Raw genomic sequence first — 19,090 nt, forward strand, 5'->3', positions numbered from 1 at the left:
ATAAAGAGCGCATGGCAGGCCAGACCGACACCATCATCGACGCCATCCTTGGCGACATCGAAAGCGGCACGCTCAATCCCGGCGACGGGATTGACGAAACTGCGCTGGCCACCCGCCTCGGCGTCTCGCGCACGCCCTTGCGCGAGGCCATGATCCAACTGGAAACCGCTGGCCTTATCACCCGCCAACCCCGCAAGGGTGCTGTGGTCTTCAAACCTTCGCTGGAAGAGTTCCTCGCCATCCTCGAAGTCCACGCCAAGCTCGAAGGTCAGGCCGCAGGCCTCGCGGCGCGCCGCCTTTCGACCGATCACGCCAAGGAACTGGAACGCATCGTCGTAGCCTGCGAACACCACGCCGCCACCAAGGGCGACGCCGACCCCGACGGCTATTACCAGCTGAACCTCGACTTTCACCGCATCATCGCCATCGCCGCCGGAAATCCGTTCTTGCTCGAAATGATCAAGACAAACGCCCGCAAGCTCATGGCCTACTACCGCGCCCGCTATCAATATGTCGGCGCCATCGCCGACAGCGCCAAAGACCATCGCGAGATCGCCACGCTGATCACCGCCCGCGACGCCGAGGCCGCCGAACAGCGCATGGCCCGCCACGTGCAGTTCGATCAGGTCACGGCAATGGATTTGCTGGCGGTGTTGAGTTGACGCCCAAAGTCCCCGGGATGGGCACAACCCAGCTTCACAGCATCACCCCCTACTTCACGGTGAAGGACGCAGATCTTCTAATCGCTTTTCTGACGCAGGCATTCAATGCGCGCATCATCAGGGAAAACCGCTATGAGGACGGGCACGTGCAACATGCTCGCCTGCAAATGGGAGACTCGGTGCTGATGCTGAACCAAAGCTCGTCAGATTATCCGCCCAACACGTCCCAGATGCACCTCTATGTCGACGACGTAGACACCACACACGCCACCGCATTGGCGCTTGGCGCAACCTCGATCATGCAGCCCAACGACAGACCTCACGGGGATCGCATGGCCGGGCTGACAGACCCCTGCTGCAACCTTTGGTGGGTCGCCGCGCCGATCATCGCTTGAATTCGCAAAGCGCGTCTTTGAACGCTTTTCACCAAATCTGTGATGCTTTTTATGCTAATGAAGCATCGAAAATGGCCTTTCGCGACTACGCTCACCAAGTATCCGATAGGATAAACCCGCTTGGGAATGGGTCGCTTGGGTCCAGACCAATTTGCGAAACACCGTAAATCCAACATTGACCTGAAACGCGAACGCGGCTGCCCTGATGGTCCCCAACTTGAGCCTCTCCCAACAGTTCGGCCTTAAACTCACCGCCGATGATCGAGCGGGTGATAAGCGTGTCTCCGGGACGGAGTTCACCTTGCGCATGTAAGACTGCGACGGTCGAGTTGGTGCCAGTACCGCAAGGAGAGCGATCGGCGCGTGCTGGCTTGAGCGTCGTGCAATGGCGCATTGCACCATCATCGTCACGGGATCGGAACATAACATAGGCCAGCCCATGCACCTGCGGGATCTCTGGATGCGTGATGTCGGTTTGAGCGGCAATCAAGTCGCGCAGCACGACACCCTTATCCGCCAGTTCACGGGCATTTTCCGGAGCGATTTTCAGGTCAATCTGATCGACATCCACCAACGCATAAAACACACCGCCATAGCACAGATCATAGGTCACTTCTCCCCAATCGATCGTTTCGATCGTGCCACCCGAGAGTGCCACAAAGGATGGAGGCATATCCAGGCTAACGCTGGTGACCTTACCGTCCTTGCAGGTCGCGCAGGCGCGTACGAGGCCCGAGGCCGTATCAAGGGTGACCACTGTTTCCGGCTCGACCATTTCCATCATGCCGGTTTCCAGAATTGCGGTGACGGCACACATTGAGTTTGAGCCTGACATGGCGTGAGCCTGATCGGTCTGCAGCACGATCATGCCAAAGTCGGCGTCTGGATGACAGGCTGGTGGGATCAGCACGAACGAATGGTTTGCAGCGCCGCGTGGTTCGGAGCAAAGCCAGCGGCGCAGGCTGTCGTCCACCTCGTTGATATGAGCCAGCTTGGCCGCCATCGTATCACCTGGGATATCGAGCACCCCACCGGTGATGACCCGGCCGATCTCGCCGGCGCAATGCACGTCAACGGTTTGCAAGGTGCGTTTCCAGCGCATCGTTCAACTCCTCAAAATCGGTCAACACGATAGGGTTTCATGTCGACAGCTGGTTCGCCACCAATGATAAGATCCCCCATCAGATGGGCGCAGGTCGCGGCATAGGTCAGACCCAGATGGCCGTGTCCGGTAGCATAAAACACACCAGGTGTTTTGGCTGAGGCTGACATGACAGGGATGGTGTCAGGGAAAGCAGGGCGGTGTCCCATCCATTCGGAGGAATCTGCGACTTTCAGATTTGGCAATGCCTCTAAGGCGCGGCGCACTGTGATCTTGGCGCGCCGGTAATCCGGGGTGGCGTCCAAGCCTGCCATTTCAACTGTGCCACCCACGCGAATGCCGCCCGCCGTGGGGCTGACCATGAATGCCTTAGCTGGCCAAATGATCGAATGGGCCAACGAGATACCAGGTGCCGCAATCTGAGTATGATAGCCGCGTTCAGTTTCAAGCGGCATGGGTTCGTCCAGCTGTTGGGAGAGCCGTGCCGTGTAAGCCCCGGCGCACAGGACCACATCGTCGGCCTGAAGTACCTCATCATTGTTTAGTCGAACCACGGAGATTCGATCAGAACGGGAGAACCCGGTTACATTGGCCCGGCGAACACTTCCGCCCAGAGCTAAAAACCGGTCAACCAGACGCAACACGAACTGCTCTGGATCGGCTAGGGTGCGGTTGTCAGGCAGCAAAACCGCCTTGGTGATGTCCTTGGTGATTTCCGGCTCAAGCCTACGGATGGCGGCGGTGTCCAACACGTCGTAGTCAAATCCGAACCGATCCAGCATGTCGATGCGTTCCCGGTCGGCTTGGAACTCGACTTCGTTGGCGTAAAGCGACAAGCAGCCTGTCTTTGAGAGTTGTTCACCAATACCGATTTCATTCATCAAGGCCTTCGTGTCGGCTAGCGCGCGGTCGCAAAGCGCTGCGCCCGCGGTTTCCAATCGGCGCACGACCGATGGGCGGCTGGCAGCCAGAAATCGTGCAAACCAAGGAACCAAGCGGGGCATGTAACGCGGGCTGACCCGGATTGGTCCTTCGGGGTCCATCATCCAGCCGGGAATCTGCTTCCATGTTGATGGGCGCGCAACAGGCATAAACTCGGTCACTGCAATCGAGGCCATGTTGCCAAAAGACGCCCCTGATCCAGGGGCATCACGGTCGATCAACGTCACTGAACGCCCACGCTTTTGCAGCTCATGGGCGATAGCGGCCCCTATTGCTCCGGCACCGATCACAACAGTGGATGTGGGAGACGATGCGCTCACAGTTCGCCCCTTACGGCAAGGAAGCCGGAGACAGTCAAAGCCCCGGCCTCATAGGTTACATGGCCAGGATCGGGGCCATCGCGTCTTTCAGGTCGGCTTTTTCGGCATCGGTCAGCGGACCAAGCGGCGCCCGGCATTCGCCCACCGGCAGGCCCTGCAACTCACAGCCATACTTAATCTTCTGCACGAACTTGCCTGATTCAAGGATGTTCATTGCCCGGTAGAGCTTGGTCATGATGTCCTTGGCCTTGACCAATTCCCCGGCTTTGTAAGCCCGATCCAGATCACAACAAGCCTTGGCCAGGAAATTTGATGGTCCGCAAATCCAGCTTTCCGCGCCCCAGAACATGAAATCCAAGGCGATGTCATCCGAGCCGGAAATCAGCTGGATTTTGCCCTCGTATCGGGTGGAGATATCGACCGCGCGTTGCAACACGCCCGAGCTTTCCTTAATCCCGATCACACGTGGGTTGTCGGCGAAATGGTCCATCAATTCGAAAGAAATGTCCGCACCATCCTTGGCCGGATAGCTGTAGAGCACCAGGTTCACATCAACCGCATCCAGAACGGTTTCGTAGTGCTTTATCAACTCGTCCTGCGTGGGCCGGGTGTAAACTGGCGGCGCCAGCAGCACGTTGTCATAACCAATCTCCTTGGCGATGGCGCTCTGTTCGATCACTTCGCGGGTTGCCATGGCGTTGGTACCAGCGATCAGGATTTCATCGTCGTTGGCAAAATCCTTGACGAACTCCAGAACCGCGCGGCGCTCCTCGGTTGATTGCGAGAAATACTCACCTGTTGATCCGTTTGGCACCCAGCCGGTCACGCCAGCCTCACGGAAATGGGTCAACAGCTTTTCAAATGCATTGAAGTCGATCTTGTCGTTCGCATCAAAAGGCGTAACAAGAGCTGGCATGACGCCGGAGAGTTTCACATTGTAACTCATTTTGATGATCCTAGTGTTGGAGGGAAACGGAAACCGGGGCTTCCGGAAAACAGTCAGATAACAGCCCGTTCAATAACGCGCTCGCCCTTGGCAAAACGCTCATACAGGAACGGTGACAGGTCCATCGAGCGAAACTCGCCATAGATGATCTGCTCGGCCACGCCACGCCCAACGGCCGGGCCCTGTTGTGAGCCATGACCCGAAGAACCGTTGGTGAAGTGAAAATTCGACACCTCGTCATGCGGGCCAATCACCACGTTGAAATCAAAGGTGTTGAAGTCGTAGTGTCCAATCCAAAAGTCGATGATCTCGACATCTTTGAACTGTGGAATGCGGTTGGCGATGATTGGGTGGACCTTGTCTTCCCAGATGGTTTCCTCGGCTGAGAAATCATCGACATCGACCGTTGCGTCCTCACCCAGCGGCGGGCAGCCGACAAGGTAATCATCACCGAACTGGCGGAAATGAACACCCGTCGGGTCGATCGTCAACGGCAGATCGCGGTCAAGTGGTTCCTTGGCGCGGAAGATGAAAGTATAGCGCCGCTTGGATTGAATATCGAGTTTGAGGCCGGCCATGTCGGCGACAATCCCGGCCCGGGTGCCCGAGGCATTGACGATGGCGCCGGCCTCGATGGTTTCGCCCGAAGCAAGGGTCACACTGGTCACCTTGTCGCCATCGCGACCAATCGCCGTGACCGTATTTTGAACATAGTCGACACCGTTTGCGATCGATTTCTTAATCAGCCATTCAACCATCAAGGGCGCGTTGTAATAGCCCTCATCAACCGTGTTGAGGCTGCCCGCTTCGATGTCATCGAGTTTGTAGAACGGATAGGCCGCGGCGATTTCCTTGGATGTCACCATCTTGGTGCCCGCGCCACAGTCTTCCTGCACGCTCTGGTCCCGGTGCAGAACCTTGGTCAGTTCGGCGTTATCGGACAGATAGAGATACCCAAAGTTGCGAATATCTAGGTTCGGCACCTCTGGGTCACCACCCAGGTTGTTGCGGAAGTCCCCAATGAACTCTGCTGCATATTGGCCGATCTTGACGTTGATCGGGTTGGCAAATTGCTGGCGCATGCAGTTGTTGGACGCGCCAGTCTGCGCCTTGGCGAAGGTCGGATCGGGCTCGACCACCAGCACTTTGCCTTTGAAGTCAGGGTTCGATGCAAGGAACCATGCGGTGCAGGCCCCCATGGTGGCGCCGCCGATAATCACGACATCATAAGCGCCGTGCTTTGGCTTTGCGGAAAACCCGGGGAGATCCATTTCCCAAGAGGAGTCTTTGGATGTCGGTTTCATGATGTCGTCTCTTCTTCTACTAAACTCAGGATCAGACCGAGCGGGTGATGCCACCGTCAACACGAATGTTCTGACCGGTGATATAGGCGCCACCTTCAGAGGCGAGGAAGCCGACTGTGGCTGCAATCTCGTCAAAGGACTTGCCGTAGCGCTCCATCGGGATCTTGGCCATAAAGTCCGGGTTTTCCGGCAGGCTGTCGATAAAGCCGGGCAGCACATTGTTCATACGCACGTTGTCAGAGGCATAGTTGTCTGCAAACAGCTTGCTATAGGCCGCCAGACCGGCCCGCATCACACCCGAAGTCGGGAAGACCGGATCCGGCTCAAAGGCGGCGAAGGTCGAAATATTGATGATCGTGCCAGATTTCTGTTTGATCATGATCGGCGCAACGATGCGCGTGGCGCGCACGGCATTGAGGAAGTACACCTCCATACCTTCGTGCCAATCGTCATCGCTGATCTCAAGGATCGGAGCGCGTGGACCATGGCCCGCCGAATTGACCAGAACATCCACGCGGCCCCATTTTTTCAAAACCGCATCGACAAGCTTTTGCATGTCGTCGCTGGATTTATTGGTGCCGGTCATACCGATGCCGCCTAGTTCATTGGCCAATGCCTCTCCCTTGCCGGATGAGGACAGAATGGCGACATTGAACCCGTCTGCAGCCAGACGGCGCGCACTGTCTGCGCCCATACCACTGCCACCACCCATGATGATTGCCACTTTTTTGTCAGCCATTGTTCGTCTCCCTGCAGTCGTCGGATTTCCTTTGAAATCAACATGGCGCTTAGTACGCGGTTTGACTAATCAGTATTTCTGCCATAACACTGTAGAAAATCTATTACCTTGCGGGGAATTCCATTGCGAAACCTGCCGCCATTGAACTCTCTCAAGGCCTTTGAGGCTTCGGGGCGACACTTGAACTTCAGGATTGCCGCCGAAGAATTGGGGGTCACTCAAGGCGCTGTTGCACAGCAAGTGCGGGCGTTAGAGGCCCTTTTGAAAGTCAAACTTTTCCGCCGGCACGCGCGAGGACTTGAGCTGTCAGACGAGGGGCGCAGGTATCTTCCGCCAATCCGACGCGCCTTTGACATGATCGCCGAAGCAAGTGAGAACCTTGCACCCAAAGATGTCGTAGCAACCATTAGTTCTACACCGTCGTTCGCTACGCGGTGGCTGGTTCCCAGGCTTGGTGCTTTTGCGAAAGATCACCCCGAGGTTCGGTTGCGCCTTGACGCCTCAAACGCTCTTTCTAACTTCCAATCGGATGGTGTTGATGTTGCAATCCGACAGGGCAAACCACCTTTTGGGCCCGGTCTGACTGCAGAACCGCTGTTTGCGTCTGAGTTGATCGCGGTCTGCCATCCGGAATTGGCAATCGGCAAAACGCCAATCTCATCTCCCGGCGATTTGCTGAACCACGTTCTGCTTGAAGATGCCCACGGCCAATGGCCCCTATTTCTGGAAAGCGCTCTGGGCGGCGGGCAAATCTCTGACATGCGAACGATGAATTTCAGCCAAACTTCTTTGGCCATAGATGCAGCCGTCGCGCGCCAGGGCGTCGCGCTGACCATTCGGGCATTCGTAGAGGAAGATCTTGCATCCAACCGCCTCTGCCAGCCTTTCCCTTTTTCGGTCACTGCCGAGGAAGGTTACTTTGTGGTCGCGCCAAGAGAACCACGTAACGCCAGAGTGGTTTCTGTCTTGCGCAGATGGCTCGTTGAGCAAACGTGAGTAGAATGGTGCTCATTTCTAAAAAGCATTTTTTCGTAGCTTTTTTGAAATTTGTCTTCGTGCTCTTTTCATCACCGCACACGAACGAACGGCGATTTACATGAACGACGAGGAATCCGCTGCATTTTCTCTATGAGGAAGCTTCTATCTCATGAAGTCCAATGACCGAACTCACCGGGATCGCATGGCCGCGCTGACAGAACCCTATGGCAAAACCTGGTGGACCGCCCCACAGATCAGTGCGTAATCGCCAGAAACGACAGCTTGCTGACCAAAGGAGACAATCTGGATGGACCAATTTCAGAAAGCACAAAGGTCTGTACCAAAACCTTGCTCGCCGACAAGATGGCACAAAACTCGAACATGTTCAATTCGTGCGCTTTATGCTTATTTTCAGAAAAACCCTTGCTACATTTTTTGCTGATTTGAAATGCATAGCTTTCTTTCTACCCTCTGGCTTTGGCCCAAAACGCGACAAGTGAAACGAACATAAGCAAACCTTTTTTGCTATGATGCATGGAACGTTTCAGTGGACCAGCCAGCATTGGCCCCTAAGCGTGCTTCTTAGGGACGAAGGTATGAAGTTGTTCGAGTTAACTCCCGTAGGCCTAGGTGACGTAGAACGCTTGAAGACTAGCCTTCTTGCCGAGGCCAAAAAGGATGATGTACCTGAAGTGGTTGAGAAAAGGGGAGATGGTTGGCCTATTCCAAAGAACGGGCTTCGCAAGGCGTTGCAAACAATGAGACTACATCCATTTTAGTCCTAAGCTGTACGGCAGACCTTTCCAAAGGGAACACCGAACTTTCAGATTACCATTGTCGTAGCTATCGATAACAACCCATTCCTTCAGTAAAAGCTCCATGTCGAGGCTCCTGCCCGCGTCGAAAAACGCGGAAGGGCTCTGCTCGCGGTCGAAGGCCAGCATCAGTTGATGGAAGTAAGTACGACAAAGGAAATCGTTGCTGATGTTTTGTTAGAGATCGCTCGTAACTAACAATGCGATGAGTGTGTGCTTCGTAAGCGTAGCAGACGCCTCCTTTACCCCACCGCCCACTCAAAAAACTCTACAATCTGTCGCCCAAACGCATCCCGATCAGCGCGGCTCTTTAAGGACTCCCGCGCCGCTGCCGTGACTTCATACCCCACATAGTCCGCGGTGAACTCCACAAGGTCCGCGATAAACGCATCCGTCATCTCCGGATGATACTGCGTCGTGAAGATGTGGCGGCCTTTCATATAACCACCGACGGCACACCCTGGCCCCGAGGCCACAATCTCGGTCCCCTCCGGCAGCTTCGTAACCTGCTCAATGTGGCTCGCGTAGAGCCCCACCTGCGCGGGCCGATCTCCAAACGGCAACTCCCCGACCGAATCGGTCATCGCAAACCCATGCACCCAGCCTTCCGGATTGCGCTCCACGGCACCGCCCAGCGCCTTGGCAATTGCCTGATGCCCGAAGCATGCTGCAAAAACCGGCATCTCTGCCGCATCCATCTCTCGGATCAGGTCAAACAGCCGCTGGACCCACGCTTCATCATCATGCACCGAGGCCGGGCTTCCGGTGATCATCACCCCGTCAAACGACTGAATATTTTCAGGAAATTCATCATCCTTTACCGAGAACACTTCGCAGGACCACTCCAGGCGCTGCTCTTGCACCAGCACAGTGAATTTCTCCCCATCCTTGGGTCGGGCATTGGCGAAATCACTCTCATCCGTATTGGTCATCAGGATCGCAAGTTTCATTTTTCTGGTCCGCGCATTTTTCGTTTTGCATATTTATGAGTTCCATATATATACATAACAAAGCAAGTAAACAAGCCAGAAAGGGAGGCGGCTCGTATGACTGTCTGGACACCCAAGGACGACGGATTTGCCGATCTGACCAACCACGACACATTCGCCAACGGCGCGCCACACAACACCTTCAAGCGCCTGCGCGATGAAGACCCGATCAGCTGGACCGATTACGATCAGGGCGAGGGCTTCTGGTCGATCACCCGCAACCAAGACATCACCGAGATGAACCGGAACTTCAAAGTGTTCTCCTCGGCCCGCGGCATCCGCATGGAAGACCAGTCTTACGAGGAATACCTCGCGCGGCGCACCTTTCAGGAAATCGACCCGCCCGAACACATGCACACCCGCGTGAAACTGGCCAAAGCATTTTCCAAACCCGTGGTCGCCCAGTTCGAAGAAGACATCCGCGATCTCTGTGCCGAAATCCTTGATCAGGCGCTGGCCAACGACAGCTTTGACGCCACCAAGGACATCGCCCGACAGCTGCCCATGCGCATGCTTGGCCGCATCCTTGGCTTGCCGGACAAGGACCTGCCCTGGCTTGTCGAAAAGGGTGACGCGTTGATTGCCAACACCGACCCGGACTTTACTGACCACGTGTTGGACAAGATGGAGACCGATGAGTACCGTAAGATGCCCTTCAACTCCCCGGCGGGCGCCGATCTCGCGGATTACGCAAAAACCCTGATGGCGGAAAAAGACGCGTCGGGCGACACCTCGGGTATCCTGCATTTGATTCGAGCGCCGGGTAAAGACGGCAGCGTGATCTCGGACGAAGAATTCCGTAACTTCTTCTGTCTCGCCGTCGCCGCAGGCAACGACACCACCCGCTATTCCATTGCGGCTGGCATTCAGGCTATGTGCCATCAACCCGAACTCTTGGGTCAGATGCAGACCGGAGATGATGCTTTTTGGGATCTGGCGCCGGATGAAATCATCCGCTGGGCCACGCCTGCGCTCTATTTCCGCCGCACGCTGACGCAGGATTTCGAAGCACATGGCAAGCAGATGAAAGAGGGCGACAAGGTGCTGTTCTGGTGGGCGTCGGCCAACCGCGACGAGACCGTCATCGACGACCCTTTCCGGGTAAACCTCACGCGCTCGCCCAACAAACACATGTCCTTTGGCCAATCCGGTCCCCACGTCTGCCTTGGCATGTGGCTGGCGCGTCTGGAAGTGCGTGTCTTGTTCCAAGAGCTTTCCAAACGGCTGAAAAAGATAGAACCTAACGGTGCGCACAAATTCCTGCGCTCGAACTTTGTCGGCGGCATCAAAGAACTGCCCGTCCGCGTACACCTGCAATAAGGAGGGCTAGCAATGAGAGACCGTCTGCGCGCCGTATACTGTGACCACCTGTCGATCATGCGAGGCAAGTACCTGCCCGGCTCGAAACTGGCCGACAGTGAAACCCGTTTTTGCCGTTCCACCTTTGGAGTGCATTACGACAAAGACCTTCTGCCTGCCCCCGGCGCGATGATGATGGAAGGCCTGCCCGATATGGAGCTGCGCTGGAAACATGACGACATCCGCGACAGCTGGGATCCTCATACCAAGATCGTTCTAGGCGATCTCTACGACGACGCGGGTGTTCCGCTGGAGCTCTGCCCCCGCGGCACCCTGAAACGTGCCGTCGCCAAATGGGAGGCCAAGGGCCTGACCCCCAAGGTGGGAATTGAGCTCGAAGCCTTTGCGCTGCAGGCCGACGCCGATGGCAACCTGCGCCCCTACGACACGCCGGGCGCGGTGGTCTACGGCACTGGCCCCATGACCGACCCGATGCGCTTTAACGATGCGATCTGGGAAAAAGCGGACGAGTTGGGCTTTCGCCTCGACATGATCACCGCCGAGTTTGACGCGCCCCAATTCGAATACACGCTGACCTTCGACAACGCGGTGCAGGCCGTGGATGACATCGTTTTGTTCCGCCTCATGGCGAAAGAGATCGCGCTGGAATACGGCATCATCCTGTCCTTTATGCCGAAACCCATTGCCGGAGCTGGCGGGTCTGGCATGCACATCAACTTTTCCTTTTCTGATGTCTCGGGCGGCAACGCGCTCTCTTCCGGCGAACGCAATCACCCCGACACGATCAACGATCTATCCAAAGGGTGCCTCGCAGGTTTGTTGCATCACCACAAAGCCTTGGCTGGGCTGATCGCCCCCACCGCCAACAGCTACCAGCGCCTGCAACCTGGCTCTCTCAGTGGTTTTTGGAAGAACTGGGGCGGTGACCACCGCAATGTGACCACCCGTATCAGCTCGGAAGGTGGACCGAAATCGCGGCTTGAACACCGCATGGCTGACGGCACCGCCAACCCCTATACCGCCGTGGCCGCCGTCTTGAGCGCCTCGCTTCTGGGTGTCGAAAACAACTATCCTCTGCAACCGATTGAGACCGGCGACGGTTTTGAAAAAAACGACGCCAAGGAAAGCACTGCGATGGACCTCAAGGGTGCCGTGGCTGACCTCAAGGCCGACACCGTCCTTGGTGACGCTGTGGGTCGCCTGCTCGTCGACAACCATATTTTCATGAAGGAAAAAGAGGTCAGGAAAACCAAAGACCTCGAAGGCGACGCCCTGCGCGACTTCTACGTCTACTTCGTCTGACCCCGCTTTTCGTATTGCCAGAAATACTCCCGCCGGAGGCATCCCACGGGGCCTCCGAACGGAACAGCCGAACAAGGAACTCATCCCATGAAAGCCACCTGGAAACTCGCCGACGGATCAGAGATTACGGCCGACATCACCAATGGCACCAACATGATGCAAGCTGCGGTCGACAACAACGTCCCAGGCGTTATTGGCGAGTGCGGCGGATGCCTCAGCTGCGCCACCTGCCATGTTTATGTAGACGCGGACTGGGTCGGCAAAACCGGCACTGCGGATGATTTCGAAGACGCCATGCTGGACGTGGCCGAAGCTGAACGCACCGACTCCTCGCGCCTTTCCTGCCAGATCGAGGCCAGCGACGCTTTGGATGGTCTGGTACTGATAGTACCGCAGCCCTAAGCGCCCCATTAGGAATCTTCACGGTTTCGTGATAGCCTTTGTTCATCGCGAACAGGGGGAATGCTTCATGAAAGCCTTTTTTACGGCCGTGCTTATGCTCGGCCTTGCAACCATTACGTCCGCAGAAGTCTCGGTCGAGCGTGGCGAATATCTGGTTCGCGGCCCGGCGGGCTGCGGCAACTGCCATACACCCATGGGGCCAAACGGCCCTGATATGGCCAACGAGTTTGGTGGGTTCATGGTCGAAAAGAACCCACAATTCGAAGCCTGGGCCGTCAACATAACGCCCGCCAGTCGCGTGGCCGACTGGTCTGACGCGGAACTGGCGCGGGCCATTCGGGAAGGCATCCGGCCAGACGGCACGGTCATTGGGCCACCGATGCCCATCAGCCTCTATCGCGGTCTTGGTGATGACGATCTGATGTCCATCGTTGCCTTTCTGCGCACGGTGGCACCCAGCGACAACACCACGCCGTTTTCCACCTACAACATCCCGCTACCGCCCGCTTACGGCCCGCCTGTCGACAGTGTCACCGCTCCTCCGCGTGGCGTGACAGTCGATTATGGGGCCTACCTCGCCGGGCCGGTCGCACACTGCACCGAGTGCCACACCACGTTTGGCCCCAAGGGTCCGATGTTCGACACGCATCTCGGCGCAGGAGGTTTTGAGTTTCACGGCCCTTGGGGTGTATCAGTGGCACCTAACATAACCTCGCACGAAGATGGTCTTGCGGGATATTCAGATGCCGATTTGAAACAGATGATCACCACGGGCACCCGGCCTGATGGCAATCGCATGTTGCCTCCCATGGGCTACCACCACTATGCGGCCACCAACGAAGACGACATCGACGCGATCATCCTTTACCTTCGCACGATCCCACCTCTGCCGGACGCCGGCTGACAAGGCTTAACAAAAATAAGCGCCCGCCCCGATCTCCGAGGCGGGCGTTGATCTTTTTGTCGACGGACAAAGCGTCTCGCCAGCTTGCTCGATCTTCCCTATTGCGACACGCCGCCTTCCGAGGACACCTGCTCTTCCACGTGGGCCTGATTGGTCAGCGCCTTGCCGCGTGGTGGGAACTCCTGGAACGTCGCCAGATGCCCCTGGATTAGACGCGCGGCAGGACCAAACGCCCACATCTTGGTGCCCATCCAACGGACATACATGCCGCTTTCATCCGCGGCTTTCTCATAGGGATCGCGACGCAGGTTATACAGAAGCGGCGCAGTCAGCTCTTCTTTCGGGCCGGACCAGCCGTGGTTCTGAACAACAAAATGCGCTTTCCAGTCGTTGTAACGCACAGCCTGAAGATCCGTCCCCTGATAATAGATCAGCTCTTTACGGCTGCTCTTGTCAGCCGCGCCGGTCAGATAGGGCAACTGGTTGTACCCATCCAGATGCACCTTGAACCCTTCGTAGCCTGCCAACAGCTGTGATGGCAGATCCTCGGGACCGCCCGCAGCTGCCACAAAGGTCGGCATCCAGTCCATGCCGCTGAAAATACCGTTCAGCACCTGTCCCTCGGCAACCTTTCCCGGCCAGCGGATGATCGCGGGAACCCGAAATCCACCTTCCCAGGTCGTGCCCTTTTCACCGTGAAACGGAGTGGTGCCACCATCAGGCCATGTCATGGTTTCGGGACCATTGTCCGAGGTGAACATTACGATCGTGTTGTCCGCCACCCCCAGCGCGTCAAGATGCGCCAGCACCTTGCCGACATTGTCGTCCAGCTCTTTCATGATCACGTCCTGAAGACCGCGCCCATTGCCCAGCATCGCTTCGTATTCGGGGCTGAGGTGAGTCCAAACATGCGCCCGCGCCGGTGCCATCCACACGAAAAACGGCGTCTCGGACTCGACGGCCCGCGACATGAAATCCGTGGTGTGGGCCGTGACCTCGTTGTCGAGGGTCTTCTGCCGTTCCGGAGGGGCCGGACCATCGTCGACAATGCGCTGCTTGCCCACTTTGCCCCAACGGGGATCGACGGTCTCGTCCTCTTCTTCGGTCGCAAACGCGTGGATGATGTTGCGCGGGCCAAAGGTGGCCTCGAACTCGGGATCATCCGGCCAATCCGGGTCCGACGTATATTCCATGGCGTTCAGGTGATAAAGCCATCCCCAATACTCGTCAAAACCCTTTGCGGTGGGTAGAAACTGGTTCAGGTCGCCCAGGTGGTTCTTGCCAAACTGGCCGGTCGTATAGCCCATGGACTTCAATAGCATCGGAAGCGTCGGATCATCCGGGTGCAAGCCAACCGGGTCGCCGGGCAACCCAACGGTATGCATCCCGGTCCTGATCGGCATCTGCCCGGTCATAAAGGCGGACCGGCCCGCGGTGCAGCTGGGCTCGGCATAATAATCCGTCAGCCGCGCGCCCTGCGCAGCCAGCGCATCCAGGTTTGGTGTTTCAATGCTTTTGACACCGCCGTGGTAGCTCCCCAGACTTGCCCAACCCACGTCATCCGCCATGATGACAAGGATGTTTGGTCGTTCAATGTCTTGTGCCATGGCCGCCGAAACCACAAGGCTTAGCCCAGTTGCCAATAATAAACTGATCTTCAAAGTGTGTCCTTTCCTTTTACCCAACTGGTACAGTTGAGAAGTTTCTTATTCCTGAATATGTATTGAATTTAGATGTTTGGTCCAGAACAATCAAAGTGACGTAAGGGTCCGGAATCGCAATGCTTTTAACGGGCTGGCCCGCGTCCCGGCACGGCCTTGGTTTTCAGGCTGGTCCGGGCCTTTCTGGCTGCCCACCAGGCACTCGGACCGGTCTGGTCAACGGGAAAGTTCCGCTCAGGCCCTATTTGCCGCCCCCCAGACACACCAACGCCCGCCCCGTTAATCCCGGGACGGGCGTGCTGAACACACGGTACGGCACCGACGCAATACCGACGTTATACCGAGCGCGGTTTGGCCTTGTTTTTTTGGCCCTTAACCCACGAATCGCGCGGAACCGGTCAAATCACACCGTACGCTGCCTTTACGAAACCGCAGCAAACCCCGCGTCCAGCGACGACAGGATCACCTGCACATCCTCCGAAGTTAGCACCAGCGGAGGCGACAGGATGATATTGTTGCCTGAGACCCGCACCATTGCGCCGGACTTATAGGCCACCTCTTGGATAGTGCCGATGGATTGCTTGTCGATTGGCGCTTTGGTTTCACGGTCGCTGACCAGTTCGATGGCGTTCATCAGCCCATGACCACCGCGCACATCGCCAATGCTCTCGTACTTTTCCTGCAAGGCCAACAAACCCGCCATCATCTCGGCACCACGGGCGGCAGCGTTGTCCTTTACGTTCAGTCGCAGGGTTTCCTCGACACAGGCCAACGCGGCAGCCGCCCCCACCGGATGACCCGAGTAGGTGTAACCATGCCCGATCGCGCCTTTGCCCGAAGTGTCTTTCTCAAAGGTCTCGGTCATATGGTCCGCAATCATCACCGCGCCAAACGGGAAATACCCATTGGTGATCGCCTTGGCGGTGGCCATCATGTCGGGCTGCACGCCCCAATGGCGTGACCCAGTCCAGCTACCAGTTCGCCCAAAGGCTGTGATAACCTCGTCCGCAATCAGCAAGATCCCGTTTTTGCTACAGATCTCACGCACACCGGGCATAAAGCTCTCATGCGGCGGGATCACGCCACCAGCCCCGAGGATCGGCTCCATGATCATTGCGGCAATCGTGCCTGCTCCTTGAAAGGCGATCTCTGCTTCAAGCGCTTCCAGACACAGACCCGCCAGCTTTTCCGGGTCGGTTTCATTGAACGGATTGCGATAGGTATAGGGTGCAGGGATGTGGAAACAGCCCGGCAACAGCGGCTCATACATAGTGCGGAAATTGGCATTGCCATTGACCGAGGCGCCGCCTGTGTGGGTTCCGTGATAGCCTTTTTTCAGGCTCAAATACTTGGTGCGCCCTTCCTCACCACGGATCTTGTGATACTGCCGCGCCAAGCGTAGCGCCGACTCCACCGAATCTGATCCGCCCGAGGTGTAGAACGCCCGGCTTAGCCCGTCGGGCGCGTAAAAGTCGCGCAATACTTCCGAAAGCTCGATGATCGCGTCATTCGTCGTACCCCGAAAAATTGAGTAGTAAGGAAGCACGTCCAGTTGCTTGGCAATCGCGTCCTTTACCGGTTGGCACGAGAATCCGAGGTTCACATTCCACAAACCGCCAACCCCGTCGACAACCTCGTGCCCGTCGATGTCGCTGATCCGCACGCCTTGTGCGCCGGTCACGATAACCGGTGGGTTGGCCAGATGGTCCGCCGGATGCGCCATCGGATGCCACAAGGATTTGGCGTTTTTCTCTTTCAGGAAATTGCTGTCTTTCATCGGTTCGGACCTTTCGACATTGGAGTCAGTCGGGCTCTGCCAGCAGAGCCTCAGATTTTAGTTTGAATTCATCAGGAACAAATCCGCCCAATAGGCGGGTCATATGTAACGAGGCGCGCGTGACTTCGCGGCGAATGGTACTGCGCAGCTCGGGAGTCATGCGGGCAACGGGGGCGGCGACGGCCACTGCCCCGAAACAAGACTGACGGGCATCAAAGACCGGGCAGGCGTGGGAATGCACATCTTCCTCAAACCCGCTGACCACCTCGGCCAGGCCAAGTTGGCGGGTTTGAGCCACCTGCTGGCGAATAATGTCCGGATTGGTTTCCGTTTGGGGCGTGCGCCGCTCCAGCGGCTCTGAGAGCACGCGATCCACAAGTTCCGCGCCATTGAAGGCCAGCACAACCAACCCTGAACTGGTCGAATGAAAGTTGATCTGTTCGGCGTCTTCCATGGTCACCCGGGTACCGTGCTGAACGCTGTACACATAGGCCAAGGTCGACAGAACCTGCCCCTGCAGCACCGACATATGGGCCGTTTCTCCGGTTGCCTCGCTCAGATCTTTCAGCACTTTTTGTGCCACCTCACGGGTTGGAACCGCCGCTTCGCGCAGCGCTGCGAGACGCAGATAGATGGGTCCAAGCCGGTATTGTCGACCACTTCCAAGCTGTTCAACGAATCCCTGTTCCGCCAATTCTGTCATCAAGCGGTACACAGTCGCCTTGTTCAGGCCGGACAACCTGGTCATTTCACTCAAGCCAATCTCCGGTGTAGTGCGAGAGAAAAAACTTAATAAAGACAGTGCTTTCGATACAGTTCCCATAGGTGCGGCGCAGGCTTCTCGTCTAAAAATTAGGCGTGACAGACGAATGGTTCGCCTGTCTTCTGTTAAAAGTGTTGACAGAAATATACTTAACCTGTCAATCTATTTTCGAACCTTTGGTTTAAATAATGAACCGTTCGCTTTATTAGGGAGAAAGCAACATGAATTCCAAAATGATCCTGGGCAGCGCACTTGCCCTTTCCTTGTCGGCCATTTCCGGTGCTGCTCTGGCCGAGTATCCGGAAAAGCCTGTCAGCTTCATCGTGCCTTGGCCTCCGGGCGACCTCGAAGACGTTCTGACCCGCATGATCGCAGAAGATTTTCAAAAGGCCTACGGAGTGTCGGCGGCCGTTGTTAACAAACCTGGTGGCGGCGGTGGCCCCTTCCCCGGTGCCATCGACGTAGCAACTGCTCCGGCTGACGGCTACACCATCGGCTCGTTCGTGCCTGCCGTGCCAGTGATCGGTCACGAGATCGGCATCGACGAACTGGCGGACGAAGTGTTCGAACCAATTGGCATCTTCCTCACCTACCCCTTTGTCATCGCGACCTCGGGCGATGCGCCTTACTCTTCGATGGCTGAATTGGCAGAACACGCCAAGTCCAACGACGTGGCGCTTGGTCACTTCGGTCAGGTTCTGACACCAACACAGGTCACCATGGCTTATGCGGCGAACGCGGGTTTTGAGTGGGGCTCTGATGCGGCCTTTGACGCGTTGGACTGCAACACGCTGGCCTCGGGTGATGCCGATGTCATCAACACCACCCTTCAGCTGATCCTGCCCTGCCTCGACAGCGTCAAGGTTCTGGCCTCGATCACCGGTGACCGCATTTCGCTGACACCCGACACGCCGACCATCGGCGAGTTGGACTCCTCGCTCGACATCGCGCTGTGGAACGGTCTGTTTGTGCACAAGGACACACCGGCAGATGTCCGCGAGAAAATCGCTGCTGTGGCCATGAAAACAGTGATGAGCGACCGCGCTCAGGCAATTGCCGCGGAAACCGGCGCTCAAGTCTATTGGGCAGACGCTGCAGCCTCGGCGGAGATCATCGCCAAGGACAAGGCCACTGGCGCCGTCATCTCGGGTATCCTCGAGTAATCTGCACTCAATAATCGGGCCGGAGGTGCACAAACCCCCGGCCCGTTCTCTATCCAGAGCGAGGCACAGATGAGTTCTCTTGAAGAAAAACGGTTCCCCGGCCCCCTGCGCGGCCAGATCCTGTTTGCCATCGTCTTTCTCGTGGCTGCTGTTCTTCTGCTCTCGCAGCTCGGCGAGCAAACCAAGTGGATGAAGCGCACCAAATTCTTCGCCCAACCCCGTTTCTGGCCGATGGTCTCTATTGCAGGCATGGTCCTGTTCGGCGGGCTACACCTTTGGAAACTTCCTCGGCGCAAGTTCGTGCGTGCCGATGTTGTCGAGTGGAAGGTTTGGTTCTTCGCCATCGAATGGGTACTGTGGTTCCTGCTCTATGTGATCCTTGTGCCCATCATAGGATACCTGCCCGTCACTATGATCTTCATGCCCATCCTCGTGTGGCGCATGGGCTATCGCGACAAGCTGATAATGTGGGTTTCCGTGGCCTTTGGCGTCGCCGTCGTCTTGTTTTTCAAGGCTTTCCTCGACGTGAAGATTCCCGGCGCCGCAATTTATGAATACCTGCCGGGCAGCTTGCGCAGTTTCTTCATCCTGAACTTCTAAGGGGCG

General features: G+C 56.9%; 18 protein-coding genes. 9 read left to right on the forward strand and 9 right to left on the reverse strand.

The annotated features are described in order from the left end of the window. Positions 1 to 11: 11 nt before the first annotated feature. Both Q0932_RS00070 and Q0932_RS00075 read left to right on the forward strand, forming a co-directional pair. Entirely contained in the window at positions 12 to 662 is a 651-nt protein-coding gene (locus Q0932_RS00070) for a GntR family transcriptional regulator (protein ID WP_299348191.1), read from the forward strand. Further along, positions 659 to 1,057 carry a VOC family protein gene (locus Q0932_RS00075; protein WP_299348194.1) on the forward strand — a complete coding sequence of 133 codons (399 nt, stop codon included), beginning with the start codon at positions 659 to 661 and terminating at the stop codon, positions 1,055 to 1,057. The genes Q0932_RS00070 and Q0932_RS00075 overlap by 4 nt, the downstream gene beginning before the upstream one ends. A gap of 91 nt (positions 1,058 to 1,148) precedes the next feature. Here the strand turns inward: Q0932_RS00075 and Q0932_RS00080 are convergent, their stop codons facing one another. From Q0932_RS00080 to Q0932_RS00100, 5 genes are read right to left on the reverse strand one after another with little or no spacing between them, the layout of a single operon-like run. Beyond that, entirely contained in the window at positions 1,149 to 2,159 is a 1,011-nt protein-coding gene (locus tag Q0932_RS00080; RefSeq protein ID WP_299348196.1) for a proline racemase family protein, read from the reverse strand. An 11-nt stretch (positions 2,160 to 2,170) separates the two neighbouring features. Continuing rightward, positions 2,171 to 3,421 carry an FAD-binding oxidoreductase gene (locus Q0932_RS00085; protein WP_299348198.1) on the reverse strand — a complete coding sequence of 417 codons (1,251 nt, stop codon included), beginning with the start codon at positions 3,419 to 3,421 and terminating at the stop codon, positions 2,171 to 2,173. A 55-nt stretch (positions 3,422 to 3,476) separates the two neighbouring features. After that, positions 3,477 to 4,367, reverse strand: coding sequence for a 4-hydroxy-tetrahydrodipicolinate synthase (gene dapA / locus Q0932_RS00090; protein ID WP_299348199.1), 891 nt, complete (start codon positions 4,365 to 4,367; stop codon positions 3,477 to 3,479). 53 nt (positions 4,368 to 4,420) lie between these two features. Beyond that, the gene (locus Q0932_RS00095; RefSeq protein WP_299348201.1) at positions 4,421 to 5,671 is read right to left on the reverse strand and encodes an FAD-binding oxidoreductase; all 1,251 of its coding nucleotides are present in this window, start codon (positions 5,669 to 5,671) and stop codon (positions 4,421 to 4,423) included. 31 nt (positions 5,672 to 5,702) lie between these two features. Then, positions 5,703 to 6,410, reverse strand: a complete 708-nt coding sequence (locus Q0932_RS00100) for an SDR family oxidoreductase (RefSeq protein ID WP_299348204.1) — start codon at positions 6,408 to 6,410, stop codon at positions 5,703 to 5,705. A 123-nt stretch (positions 6,411 to 6,533) separates the two neighbouring features. On the opposite strand from Q0932_RS00100, the gene Q0932_RS00105 reads away from it, so the two are divergent. After that, on the forward strand, positions 6,534 to 7,406 hold the full coding sequence (locus Q0932_RS00105; RefSeq protein WP_299348207.1) for a LysR substrate-binding domain-containing protein: 873 nt from the start codon (positions 6,534 to 6,536) through the stop codon (positions 7,404 to 7,406). A gap of 1,039 nt (positions 7,407 to 8,445) precedes the next feature. Here Q0932_RS00105 and Q0932_RS00110 read toward each other — a convergent pair. Further along, positions 8,446 to 9,153 (reverse strand): type 1 glutamine amidotransferase, encoded by a 708-nt coding sequence (locus tag Q0932_RS00110; protein WP_299348209.1) that lies wholly within the window; start codon positions 9,151 to 9,153, stop codon positions 8,446 to 8,448. 96 nt (positions 9,154 to 9,249) lie between these two features. Between Q0932_RS00110 and Q0932_RS00115 the strand changes: the two genes are divergently transcribed. From Q0932_RS00115 to Q0932_RS00130, 4 genes are all read left to right on the forward strand, one after another. Beyond that, positions 9,250 to 10,512, forward strand: coding sequence for a cytochrome P450 (locus tag Q0932_RS00115; RefSeq protein WP_299348211.1), 1,263 nt, complete (start codon positions 9,250 to 9,252; stop codon positions 10,510 to 10,512). Between the two features lie 12 nt (positions 10,513 to 10,524). Then, positions 10,525 to 11,814, forward strand: a complete 1,290-nt coding sequence (locus Q0932_RS00120) for a glutamine synthetase family protein (protein WP_299348213.1) — start codon at positions 10,525 to 10,527, stop codon at positions 11,812 to 11,814. 87 nt (positions 11,815 to 11,901) lie between these two features. Beyond that, positions 11,902 to 12,216: a 2Fe-2S iron-sulfur cluster-binding protein gene (locus Q0932_RS00125; protein ID WP_299348216.1), complete on the forward strand. Its 315-nt coding sequence runs from the start codon at positions 11,902 to 11,904 to the stop codon at positions 12,214 to 12,216. 67 nt (positions 12,217 to 12,283) lie between these two features. Then, positions 12,284 to 13,120, forward strand: coding sequence for a cytochrome C (locus Q0932_RS00130; RefSeq protein ID WP_299348219.1), 837 nt, complete (start codon positions 12,284 to 12,286; stop codon positions 13,118 to 13,120). Between the two features lie 98 nt (positions 13,121 to 13,218). Here Q0932_RS00130 and Q0932_RS00135 read toward each other — a convergent pair whose 3' ends face one another. The 3 genes from Q0932_RS00135 to Q0932_RS00145 all read right to left on the reverse strand — a co-directional run bounded on the left by Q0932_RS00135 (position 13,219) and on the right by Q0932_RS00145 (position 17,381). After that, on the reverse strand, positions 13,219 to 14,781 hold the full coding sequence (locus Q0932_RS00135) for an arylsulfatase (protein ID WP_299348222.1): 1,563 nt from the start codon (positions 14,779 to 14,781) through the stop codon (positions 13,219 to 13,221). Between the two features lie 421 nt (positions 14,782 to 15,202). Next, the gene (locus Q0932_RS00140; protein WP_299348225.1) at positions 15,203 to 16,558 is read right to left on the reverse strand and encodes an aspartate aminotransferase family protein; all 1,356 of its coding nucleotides are present in this window, start codon (positions 16,556 to 16,558) and stop codon (positions 15,203 to 15,205) included. Between the two features lie 25 nt (positions 16,559 to 16,583). Continuing rightward, positions 16,584 to 17,381, reverse strand: a complete 798-nt coding sequence (locus Q0932_RS00145) for an IclR family transcriptional regulator (protein ID WP_299348229.1) — start codon at positions 17,379 to 17,381, stop codon at positions 16,584 to 16,586. 161 nt (positions 17,382 to 17,542) lie between these two features. Between Q0932_RS00145 and Q0932_RS00150 the strand changes: the two genes are divergently transcribed. Then, positions 17,543 to 18,484 carry a tripartite tricarboxylate transporter substrate-binding protein gene (locus tag Q0932_RS00150; protein WP_299348232.1) on the forward strand — a complete coding sequence of 314 codons (942 nt, stop codon included), beginning with the start codon at positions 17,543 to 17,545 and terminating at the stop codon, positions 18,482 to 18,484. 69 nt (positions 18,485 to 18,553) lie between these two features. Next, positions 18,554 to 19,084, forward strand: coding sequence for a tripartite tricarboxylate transporter TctB family protein (locus Q0932_RS00155; RefSeq protein WP_299348235.1), 531 nt, complete (start codon positions 18,554 to 18,556; stop codon positions 19,082 to 19,084). The last annotated feature ends 6 nt before the right edge of the window (positions 19,085 to 19,090 follow it).

Source organism: uncultured Shimia sp. (genome assembly GCF_947498095.1).
In the GTDB taxonomy this organism is placed as follows: domain Bacteria; phylum Pseudomonadota; class Alphaproteobacteria; order Rhodobacterales; family Rhodobacteraceae; genus Shimia.